General features: G+C 59.9%; 10 protein-coding genes. 5 read left to right on the top strand and 5 right to left on the bottom strand.

The genetic code is table 11. From position 1 onward, the window contains the following. Positions 1-204 precede the first annotated feature (204 nt). Entirely contained in the window at positions 205-429 is a 225-nt protein-coding gene (locus VGO04_RS09685) for a hypothetical protein (protein WP_327495730.1), read from the top strand. A 376-nt stretch (positions 430-805) separates the two neighbouring features. Here the strand turns inward: VGO04_RS09685 and VGO04_RS09680 are convergent, their stop codons facing one another. Together VGO04_RS09680 and VGO04_RS09675 are read right to left on the bottom strand one after the other, a co-directional pair. Further along, positions 806-967, bottom strand: coding sequence for a hypothetical protein (locus tag VGO04_RS09680; RefSeq protein ID WP_327495729.1), 162 nt, complete (start codon positions 965-967; stop codon positions 806-808). A gap of 56 nt (positions 968-1,023) precedes the next feature. Beyond that, positions 1,024-1,728 carry a DUF5677 domain-containing protein gene (locus tag VGO04_RS09675; protein ID WP_327495733.1) on the bottom strand — a complete coding sequence of 235 codons (705 nt, stop codon included), beginning with the start codon at positions 1,726-1,728 and terminating at the stop codon, positions 1,024-1,026. A gap of 1,213 nt (positions 1,729-2,941) precedes the next feature. Here VGO04_RS09675 and VGO04_RS09670 point away from each other — a divergent pair. Together VGO04_RS09670 and VGO04_RS09665 are read left to right on the top strand one after the other, a co-directional pair. Then, complete coding sequence (locus VGO04_RS09670; RefSeq protein ID WP_327495728.1) at positions 2,942-3,523, top strand: DNA adenine methylase; 582 nt, start codon at positions 2,942-2,944, stop codon at positions 3,521-3,523. Continuing rightward, positions 3,520-4,344 carry a hypothetical protein gene (locus VGO04_RS09665; protein WP_327495727.1) on the top strand — a complete coding sequence of 275 codons (825 nt, stop codon included), beginning with the start codon at positions 3,520-3,522 and terminating at the stop codon, positions 4,342-4,344. Before VGO04_RS09670 ends, VGO04_RS09665 begins: the two co-directional genes overlap by 4 nt. Before the next feature lie 57 nt (positions 4,345-4,401). On the opposite strand, the gene VGO04_RS09660 is transcribed toward VGO04_RS09665, so the two are convergent. Genes VGO04_RS09660 through VGO04_RS09650 form a run of 3 tightly spaced genes read right to left on the bottom strand, consistent with a single transcriptional unit; the run spans position 4,402 to position 6,556 of the window. Next, complete coding sequence (locus VGO04_RS09660) at positions 4,402-5,010, bottom strand: 7-cyano-7-deazaguanine synthase (protein ID WP_327495726.1); 609 nt, start codon at positions 5,008-5,010, stop codon at positions 4,402-4,404. After that, positions 5,007-6,224, bottom strand: coding sequence for a PfkB family carbohydrate kinase (locus VGO04_RS09655; protein WP_327495725.1), 1,218 nt, complete (start codon positions 6,222-6,224; stop codon positions 5,007-5,009). Before VGO04_RS09655 ends, VGO04_RS09660 begins: the two co-directional genes overlap by 4 nt. Continuing rightward, positions 6,224-6,556 carry a hypothetical protein gene (locus VGO04_RS09650; RefSeq protein ID WP_327495724.1) on the bottom strand — a complete coding sequence of 111 codons (333 nt, stop codon included), beginning with the start codon at positions 6,554-6,556 and terminating at the stop codon, positions 6,224-6,226. The genes VGO04_RS09655 and VGO04_RS09650 overlap by 1 nt, the downstream gene beginning before the upstream one ends. 172 nt (positions 6,557-6,728) lie before the next feature. Here VGO04_RS09650 and VGO04_RS09645 point away from each other — a divergent pair, with 172 nt between their 5' ends. Together VGO04_RS09645 and VGO04_RS09640 are read left to right on the top strand one after the other, a co-directional pair. Beyond that, a complete protein-coding gene (locus VGO04_RS09645) occupies positions 6,729-7,136 on the top strand; it encodes a hypothetical protein (RefSeq protein ID WP_327495723.1) in 408 nt (135 codons plus the stop codon). Between the two features lie 13 nt (positions 7,137-7,149). Continuing rightward, on the top strand, positions 7,150-9,900 hold the full coding sequence (locus VGO04_RS09640) for a phosphoribosyltransferase-like protein (protein ID WP_327495722.1): 2,751 nt from the start codon (positions 7,150-7,152) through the stop codon (positions 9,898-9,900). The last annotated feature ends 40 nt before the right edge of the window (positions 9,901-9,940 follow it).

The raw sequence follows: 9,940 nt of genomic DNA, 5'->3' as shown, positions 1-9,940 counted from the left end.
TGACCGGGGTTGAAGCGGAAGACGGTCTTGCAATGCCAGTGCAGCCAGCGGGCTAGATTAACTGGTTCCAATAGGACATCATGGCTCTGCAGTTGTGCGGGAAGTCACTGGGTTTGGTCGCGCGACCATCAACGCTAAGTGCGATTCCTTGATATCACAAGCAGACCCTTGACCTGACTACCAAACCCTCATAGTCTGCACCCCATGTCTGAAACCGGCCCCATCATCTTCGGCATGACTGTTGATGAGTTCTCAAGCCTCGTGCGACGTGCCACTCGCGAGGCGGTGAGGGAGAACCTTCGTGCTGGAATTCCCGTGACCGGCATGGTCAATGGGGTTATCCGCGAGATCCATCCCACCGATGCCCTCGCGTTGGAACTGCTCAAGAACGGTCCAACCAGCGAGCTTCCGCTGGAACCAAAGGCCTGAGATGTTCTGCGCGCTGGGTACGGGAGCCTCTCGGCCGGTGGCAGGCTCCAGCGCTAAGCGTATGTTTGCAATGGGTTCCCGCATTCAGCGGACCGCCTGACACCGTAGAGATCCACGGGGAATGTGCGTCAGATAGAGTGCAAAAAGCGCTGTACACGTGCAGCCTGAACAACTTCGGGCGATTGGGCAAGCAGAGCCTCAGCTGGACATGCGCGTTCAAGCCAATCGTTTGGCGAAGCGAACCAGTGCGCGACCTCCACATCCGCCATTACGGGTGTCAGCTCTCGTGGAACGCGTGATACAGCAGTTCGAAGTGTCCAGGTGTGTGGGATCAATGAGCTGCGAGGCCACGCTTACGGTCGAGGTGGGGGCCAATCTAGCCTATGTGGGCATCCACCAGCTGGGCGGAGATATCGACATGCCCGCGCGCCAATTCACAGAGTGCTTCAAGACCGAGGCCGGGCGCAAGCTGTTTGCCGAGCGCGGAGCTAAAGGCGCCGCCGAGCGCACAGTCAACATTGGCAAGCACGATCACCATGCCGGGCCGGCCATACCTAGGCGTCAGCCAGGCGGACGATCACGAGATCCGGGCCATCACCTTGGAATGGGTTGTAGAACGCTCGGGTCGCTGAGTTGATCCAGCAGCATCTTGGTGCCAGTTTCAAGGCACACCTGCATTAGGTTGAGCATGTGATCCACAGGTTCCAAGTCAGGCGCGTAGCTTAAGACTGACAGACCAGCCAAGTCAGAGAAGTGGCAATTGAGACTCCGTGCGCTGGCATGTGCGCCAAGTGCGCCGAGGCTTCTGTACCCATGGGTGTACAGCCAACTCAGACCCGCGTCCGAAGCGGCACGTTGTGCATCGAGTGTTTCCTCAGGACGTGGCTGCGCCGATAACCGGTCCACGGCGGCTCGTTGCTGGTCATTGAGCAACGCGTATTCCGGGGACCTCTTGATCTCTGAGGTCTGCTTGTGCGTGTCCACCTCCTGCTTGTTCACCCACCACTTCACCCGCTCGGGCTTGTTCCATACTGCACCCGCGCAGAAGAGGCATTCCAGCGCAGTTCGCATCGTGGAAGCTCCTGCGCCGCACATTCTCATTTCAAGAAGCCACACAGTTGCCCGACAGCTCTCCAGCGCTCGTAACCACAGGCAAAGTCCGCAAATGAATGCATACGGAGCTCTGTATCTGTCCGGGGCCGGAATTGCCTTCAATGCCTCCGTAAACAGGTTGCGAACATCGGAGAAAGCCTGTGAGAGATCTGAAGTGCTAGATGCAGGCTCAGTCGAGAGAACCATCGGCCTGAGACCGAAGTACCGCAGATCCGGAGAAGTGGACATAGACGCTCCATAAGTGAAACTTGATTTTCAGTTAAAGCCAGCTGAAATAGTGGATGCGGGTACAAGACCCGCAGCGCGCTGCCGCAGACCATTGCGGCATGTCTCAGCGCTCCGCCGACCGTATGCCCCCAACCTGGGGACGTTCGGTTGCCACCGGTTGCTTTCGCGGCGTTGTAGCGGCGCTGAGGTAGAAATCAGATACCAGTTCGGGCCACTGCCCGTGCAGATAGTGCAAAGCCTCCCCCATCAGCCTGCATGGAGCGACGCGGTGCAGGAGCGTGACCTGGAATCCTCGCCGTGCACGCCTTGCGTGCGTGCGGGCACACTGCTGGAGAGACCAACGCCACAGCGAAAGATCGCAGACCACCAAGCGCCAGGCGGGAGCAGCTTGGGCTAGGGCCGAGTGGCGACATAGCCATCGCGTGAAGGGATCTGTGCAAATACCTAAGATTCAGGCGCTGCGTATTTCGAATCTCCTGGACAGCCGGTTCGGCACCGTGGTCACCGAGTTCGACACCGCGGTCGGAGGTCCGCAGATTGCCTGCACTCTTCGCTGAGGAACAGCCGGAGCGGTCGCCTAGACTTCGGCAATCGGTCAGAAGCTGCCGTTTGGGAAGTGAAAGTCAACGACCGCTTTAGGCTGTGAGCTGTCGCTGATACACCCATCCACGACCGACCGCATCGATCAACAGTGGACGTTGGGCGCCTTCTGAAGCACGACGCCTCTGTCGTGTCATCCCTGGAAAGTCGGGTCAGTGAAGCGCGTCGTTGCTGCCCGTCTACTTGATCTCAGACCATCATCGACACCGTGTCGTCCAGCGGGGAGCGCCCGAGGGTTAGAGGGGAAGACAATTTGTGCAGTCATCGGACGGTGATGGCAGCCTGACGGCAGGACCCGTCGCCCGTTCATAAGAAGCCCGGGATCTACGTCAGCCGCAGAGCCGCTCGACGACGAAGCATGCCCGCGAGGATCGACCCATGTTTCAGTGTCAACCGATAGTCCACACGAGGCGATCTACAGCGGAGGGCCCATTGACAAGATCGTCAGAAATGACGATGCTTCGGCCCCATGCGATACCCAGGTGGCAAAGGAAAGACGTACCAGCACATCATCAATTTGATGCCCGTGCACCACGTCTATATAGAGTCACACCTGGGCGGAGGCGCTGTCATGCGCCACAAGCTCGCGGCCGCGAAGAACATCGGCATCGAGGCTGACCCGAGAGCTTTTGCGGCATGGGCGGCTGAGCCACTTGCGGGTGTAGAGGTGGTGTGCACGCGTGCCGAAGACTTTCTCGCCAGCTATCCGTTCCAAGGAGACGAGCTTGTCTATGTCGATCCGCCGTACCACCCGGCGACGAGACGTCAAGAACGCGTCTATCGACTGGACTACACCGAAGACGACCATGAGCGGCTCGCCGTTTTGCTGCGCGACCTGCCGTGCATGGTCATCTTGTCGGGCTACGCTAACCCCGTCTACGCGAGAATTCTAGGCGACTGGCGAACCAAGACATTCGAGGCGAAAACTCACGTCGATGTTCGGACCGAGACCTTGTGGTTCAACTTCGAACCGCCCAAGCAACTACATGACAGCCGATACGTCGGCGCCGACTTTCGCGAGCGACAGACCGTTCGCCGACGGATGGACCGGTTACAGGAACGCATTGCACGCATGGACATCGTCGAACGAGCGGCGCTCATGCAGTGGCTACACGAGACGTACCCGATGACCCATAGGAGTCCCTCGCCATGATGCAGACCGCCGCAATCCTTACCCGCACAGGCTCAATCCAGGTCGAGCTGCCAAGCGCGGAAGTCGAGCTCATGGACGGGGTTCGATGGGGTTCCGTTGATGCCTTCCCGACGCCGGCGTACTGGGCCTACCAGGTAGTTGCTCGCCGCTTGGCGGGCAAGCCTGCAGGCTACCGGCTCGGCCGCACGTTGGCCGAAGAAGTGGCTGCGTGCCTTCTGGGTGGTCATGGCATACCGGCTACTGTCGGCCTGGCTGCGTACGACCGCATGCGCGAACGAGGCGTCCTGTCGGGCACTCCCGTGAGCGAGGCCGAACTCGAAGCGCTTCTGAAGGAGCCGCTCGATGTTGACGGCAGATCTATCCGGTATCGGTTCGCTGCTCAAAAGGCACGATATTTGGCAGCGGCGCTGCCGCTCGCTCACGCAGCGCCGAAGTTCGAGGCAGGCCGGCAACTGCGCGACTGGCTCTTGGCCGTTCCGGGCATTGGCCACAAGACAGCGTCTTGGATTGCGCGAAACTGGCTGGACGCGGATGACGTTGCCATCCTCGACATCCACGTCATGCGCGTCGGCCAGGTCATCGGCCTGTTCCCGAAGAACCTGACGGTCGAGCGCCACTACGCCCAACTGGAGACGCGCTTCCTCAGCCTGAGCACATCGCTGGACGTACGCGCGTCAGAGCTTGATGCAGTCATCTGGTGGGAGATGGCTTCCTCACCTCTGACGGTGCGGCACCTCATTGAGCACCTTCGCGGAAGCGACGACGAGGGCCGCGAGAGAACTCGGAAGCACGTGCAGACCGAGCTGGCGCTAGCGCGGTAAAGAACGCTTGACTCGTAGTGCGCCACTTCGCATGCGGTCTTGCGATCGCGCACGCGACTAGCTGCGGCCAGAGTACTCGGGGCCAAGCTCCAGATAGGTCTCGACGTACTTGTTGCAGCCGCGACAGTTTCCGCAGGCGATGTTGGCCTTGTGGCAGCTGTGCGACCAGGCGAGCAGGCCAGCGGGAACTCCAGTCGAGCGAATGAGTTCGGCCGTGGACATGCCGATGGCCGGGGCGACCACCCTCAGATGACCTTCCTGGTAGGCCATCAGCTCGTCGATCTTCTGGACGAATTCCGGTGTTCCATCAATGTGGCTCTCACCGTCGGAGTGGACCGTCCCGATGTAGAGGATCTGCATTCCTCGCGAAATGGCGCGCATGCTTGCCAAGGTGATGAGCAGCTGATTGCGGTACGGCCACCAGTCGGAGGTCTGCGCGGCCGCGTCAGGAGGTGCGCCGGCCATGTCGCCGGAGCCGAGCGAACTACAGTCGACCGAAACGATTTCGTGTCGAATGCCCAACTCCTTGCACACCTGCGCGGAGGCGTGCTTCTCGGCCTCTGCGGCCAGCTGGCCGTAGTCGAGGGTGATGGCGAGTTCCGGACGCTTCCACCAGGCGATGGCGAGGGAGTCCATGCCGCCGGACAGCAGAAGGGCGTCTTTCATAGCTTCACCGCTTCCCAGAGGGTTGAATACAGCGCTGTGGTGTAGTCAGTGCAGATGGTGCAGGCCGACCCTTCCATCATCTTCAGGTGCTCGGTGCTCTGGCGTTCGCTGTAGACGACGACGGGCTTACCTAATGCGCGGGCGTAGCCGATCTCGTAGACGGTGCCCGCATCGAGCCCGTCAGTGATTGCGAACACGATGTCCGAGTCCACGATGGCTTCCAAGTCCTTGCCGACTACGTCGTTAGCCGACCCGAGACCAACGTCGTGGTACGGCGAGAAGACCTTGAGCCCAAGGCCTTTCAGGTTTGCCTGCGCCTGTTCGATCATCCAAATCTGCATGAGATCGAAGAACGGCCCCGCCAGATAGACCTGCCGCTGCTTACCGGCCAAATGGGCGGCTGAAAGCTCAACTGGCCGGATTTCGTATGCCGCGAGGTTCTCCTTCGTCGGCAGGCCCCGAGTTTCACAATAGTAAGCGGTCGCACGGGACGCGATGTCCGCTGCCTGCGCCGCGTTCAAGCCTTCATGCATCCACCCGTTGGCGAAGTGGGCGACGAAGCAGTCTCCTGAGCCGATTTTCCAGACGCGCTTCGTCCGGTATGCCGGCACCTGGGCGACGCCAGCGGCCGTCCAGACGAATGCGCCGCGCGGCCCCATCTTGATGATGACCACCTCCGCCTTCTCCTGAGCCGCCAGGACGGGCGCGATGCCCTCTGGTGAAGCTCCGGGCATGTTCGCCAGTTGTGAGGCCTCCCACAGGTTCAGGACGAGTGCAAGGTGGGTTGCCGTCGAGCCGTTGGCACCGAATGGTGTCGCCCCCTGAGCGTTCTGGGGGTCATAGACGGCCCAGGTGGCATGGACGACGGCGTCTCCCTCCAGCATCCCGAAGCGCACCACCTTCTCTTCGGTCAGGCGGATTGGCTCGTGAGGCGTGTCGGGTACGCCGACGATCTCCGGCACGGCCATGTCATGGAGGTACTTGAAGGACACATCACTGTCGATGCTCGTCGGCGCGACGGCGAAGCTATCCAGCCACGCAGACTTCTCATTGATGACACCCAGCGTCACCTCAGTGGTGTACGAGTGCAGAACCACGGAGGTTCCGGTGGTCGCAATAGCCAGCGCTGCACGTCCGGCAGAGCCGAAAACGTCGTACCACCGAGGATGAACGCAGTATTCGCGGTAGACACCGCCGACAACGTGAATGGTCATCAGGCGTGCTCGACTCGCACCCTGACTTGGCCGCTGACGATCTGGAGAACTCTGGCGGTGTAGTCATGGCCCTGTCCGATGCAGTTCCGAAGCTGGGTAGCCTCAGGGCCGGTGAGGCCGCCGGCGGGCTGGCCGTTACTCAGAACTTGGACAACCACCTGGCCGTTCATCTGAACCACGGCAATGAGAAGTACGTCATTGACATTCAGGGTTGCCACCACAGCAGCCTGCGGACTGCTGAGCTGGAGGTCGAACCTCAGGGTGTCGCACGGCGAGCTGTAGCCAGGACCGCTGTTGCCATTTCCTGTGCTGGGGCTATCTCGTCCCGACATCGCGCTCTCCCTGAGTCGTTTGTATCGCCGAGGAGACTAGCCAGAAATTCAGCGTAGCGCAAGACTAGTTCGGGCGCGTAGACCGCGTTGGTATGACTCGAGCTGGAGGCGGGCCTGTGCTGACCACCAAGGGCGGCGTGCAATAATCGAGAATACCCTGAGAGCAGCCTAGATGACCCGCATCGTTACCTCTGACGAGTTCGTCACGCTCATTCTTGCGACGCTGAAGTTGCGTGACCCCCACGCGGAGCTGCTTGACAGCGAACTAGATCAAAGTTTTCAAGAGGCATACGAGGACCTCGCACATCGAGAAGCGGCCATGGGCGTCAGTTCGAATTTCACGTTCTTCACTGATCCTCTACATGGGAACTCAGCGAAGCTGCGCAGAGCCATCGTCTGGGCGCGTGATCGTGGGTTCCTTCAGCCTGAGCAAGGGAAGCGAGGCGTGAAGTATCTGGTGAAGATGCCGCCTGAATTGGCCGGTCGATTCTTGACGAAATCTTCGATTGATACTGGGTTCCTTGAGCGAGTCATCAGCGAGCGTTTTCCGTTGCGTTCGAGCGCGCCAGCCGCCTCCTGACATGACTGCCCCTTTGACGCTTGACGCTCTCAAAGCGCTTATCGAAGAACTGGCGAAGCAGCAACTCGAGGCCTACACGGTCAAGCTCCAATCGTCTCCCGTGTTGCGCGGGAAAGACGTCAACGACGCGCTGTGGGGAACCGTTTCGTTTTCTCGAATGGAAGTGGCTCTGCTCGACTCGCCACTTCTGCAGCGCCTACGCTACATACGGCAACGGGGCGCAGCGCACTGGGTCTACCCCGGGTCAGTTCACACTCGCTTCGAGCATCTGCTTGGCGCGATGGCCGTAGTCCGGTCAATGGTCATCGCCTTCAATCAGTCGGCGAAAGGATCGTTGACAGGTTCTGAGTCTCCTCCCATCTCAGATTCGACAGAGCAGGTACTGCGTCTGGCCATGATTTTGCGGGAAGCCGCTCAGATGGCGTTCTCTCAGGTTTCTGAAGGCGTGCTCTCCGAGTTGCCTGAATTTGCAGCCATCCCCAAAGCTTTCTCCCTAGCTTTGCGTGCAGAGACAGATACTGCCAGTGAGGATGTCTCGCTTGTTCAGGTCGTGGGCTACCTTCTAGCCAAATCTGAAGCTCTACGTGTGTTGCTCGAGCTGCTTCTTGACCGAGAGGGTTCGACGTTAGTTGGACTCGGCGGAACGATCGCTGACCGCGTGGGAAGCCTCGTGAAGTACGTATCGTTCGCCATCATCGGACGAAGAATTGATGACCGCCTTCCTTTGGTTCACGAAATCGTCTCGGGCCCGTTCGATGCCGAGTGCATTGATGCGCTTTTGCGCGACGCACGATTCGCCGGCTTGCCCACGTTGATGGACGAGCAGCGGTTGCTGCAGAAGCTCGAAGTGCGGCGAATGCACCTCGAGGAGATGCCCGATGCGATTCTCACGGCCATCTCTGATGGCGGCGCCAAAGACGACACCTGGCTGTTTGGCGTAAAGGCTTCTGCGGCCGCCGTGCTGGACGAGCTGCAGCTGGCGCGCATGCTGGCAACGTCCAAGGTCTATCAACACCCAAAGGTGCTCGCGGTTGAGCAGATGCTGCGGTCTGCTATCGAGTCCCTCGTCGCCGGCGCCAGTGCTTCAGCCGTGCTCAGACTTCTCTTCTCATCGTCGGACGATGCGCTTCTCGGAAAGAGCGCCGCAGGCCTGGCCCAAGAACTAGCGGTGAGAGCTGATGCGACGGAATCCAATCAGCGGATCGGTGCTGCCGCTGAGCTGCTGACAGCTTTGCGCGAGCGCCGTCTTTGGGTGCGCGCCTTTCAATTTCCCGAGTGGAGCTCAGCGCTCGACATGGGACGGGAGGCATCCACAGAGCTGGAGTTTATTCGCGACGATCTGAGGCACGTCGAGCGGGGGCCGGTTCTGATGGGGAAGGTTCGTGCGGAGACGCATCGCGTCCTTGAGCTCATCGAAGCGGGAAGATGGAGCCGTCTTGCGCTTGACTCGCTTGTGTCCGCTAGGTCGCTTGAGGCTACTTCCAGTGAGACCGAAGTAGGGCGTGCATACATCATTCGGTCGTCTCAAAAGTCTTACCAGTTCTCGGAGTTACTATCCGCTCGCGGAAGCTGGCTCGATCATTACAACGCAGGCCAGCCTCGCGACCACGTCTTTTGCCCGCCGGAGATCGCTGACGCAGTGTTCGTCGCCTTCGAGCGGGTCGCCCGCGTTGAATACGAAGTCAGGCTGCCCGAGAGTTCAATCGAGGCGAGTAAGCGGGATTCGAGGAAGATCGAAACCCTCAAGAGAGATCTTTGGACGAGGGGCTACTGGGACCGGACGCCCTATGACATTCGTCCAATGCCTGCGCGGCTGAAGCGGCCAGAACTGCCCCGGCAGCTGACATCCTTTTACGACCTGCGAACAAAATACTTGGCGCCTGCCTCGGAAAACAGCATTCGACGCGCTCGCATAGTTGCAACCGATACCAGAGACTGGCTGCGACAGTTCGACGACGATAGTTACGTAACCTGCGCTGTTCGCCTGCTCGCTCACGTCAAGATGCTTGACCGTGATGACCTCTTCAAGGCGCTCACGGTCTTTCTTGAGGAAAATCCGGGCTTCAAGAACGCTTGGGTCACCCCCTTCGGAGAGGCAAAGGACAGTGGCAGTGTCCAGGCGTATTTCGCAGGGGACGCGCGGACTGCAGGGCTGGTCTCTGAGTTGGGTAGCCTTGAGCACTACGTCACTCGCGGCGCAGGTCGACCAATCATCTTTGTCGACGACCTCACCGGGTCTGGTAGTCAAGCCAGCGATGTTCTCGCCGCAATGATGGGCCGTGACGACCTTCGCAGTGACCTCGACGAGGAGCGTGAGAGACTTCCAACAGACCAGGCGGACGCGGTGCGTGCTGTTCCCATTGCCCTCCTGTTTGTCGCCGGCTGGAACTCCGGTCTTGAAAAGATTCGCGAGATACTCCCGAAGCTTGGGTTGAACGCTACCGTCTTTGCCTCGCTAAGAGATGAGCAACTCCCCTTCGCTTCTGAGGTTCTGACGCAGGGTGGAGGCATAGCGCCAGAGGCCGTCACTTCATTCTTGGCTCGCTGCGAAGACATTGGTCGACAGTTGGTGATGTCTCAACCGCGCGCTCGACCGCTCGATAAGAAAAAGCTTGAGAAACGATTACTCGGGTACGGCAATCGAGGATTGCTGCTGGTGACACCGTTCAACACTCCCACCCAGACACTCACAGCGCTCTGGATGGACGGGGAGGTTGACGGGCAGCCTTGGAATGCACTTTTCCCTCGACGGAAGAAGACGTGAAGTTGACGGCGCCGTCGCACCAGGTCAGCCGAGTAGCGAC

It is taken from the genome of Ensifer sp., assembly GCF_035999185.1.
In the GTDB taxonomy this organism is placed as follows: Bacteria; Pseudomonadota; Alphaproteobacteria; order Rhizobiales; family Rhizobiaceae; genus Ensifer.
The sequence above is the reverse complement of the archived record's forward strand: the minus strand, read 5'-3'. Positions and strand labels throughout refer to the sequence as shown.